Annotated in this window: 1 pseudogene; it reads right to left on the reverse strand. The window is 43.6% G+C overall.

The window, feature by feature from the left end:
* Positions 1 to 574 (reverse strand): annotated as a pseudogene (locus tag R7R24_RS29080) (ketol-acid reductoisomerase); the annotation flags it as partial.

Here is a 574-nt window from a genome sequence, read left to right on the forward strand (position 1 = left end):
CACTGACGTTTGTACTAACAGAAGGCATGAATTTTTCACGCAGTAGCGGCGTTGCTACATTAGCAAATAGGTAGTTACCAGATTCAGCCGTATCAGAGATAACCACGTTCATCTCATATAGACGCTTACGTGCGATAGTATTAGCAATCAACGGAAGTTCATGTAGAGACTCGTAGTACGCTGATTCATCGATGATTCCAGAAGCTGTCATCGCTTCAAATGCCAGTTCAACCCCAGCACGGACCATTGCAATCATTAGAATGCCGTTGTCGAAGTACTCTTGCTCAGAAATCTCAACATCCGTTTCTGGGTAATTTTCAAATGCAGTTTCACCAGTTTCTGCACGCCATCCTAGAAGATTTTTATCATCATTTGCCCAGTCAGCCATCATGGTGCTAGAGAAATGACCAGAGATAATATCGTCCATGTGCTTGTTATACAGTGGACGCATTAGGTCTTTTAATTCTTCAGAAAGCTCGAACGCCTTGATTTTCGCTGGATTAGATAGACGGTCCATCATGTGAGTGATGCCACCGAATTTCAGAGCTTCCGTAATGGTTTCCCAACCGTACTG

The sequence above is a fragment of the Vibrio sp. 704 genome, assembly GCF_033339295.1.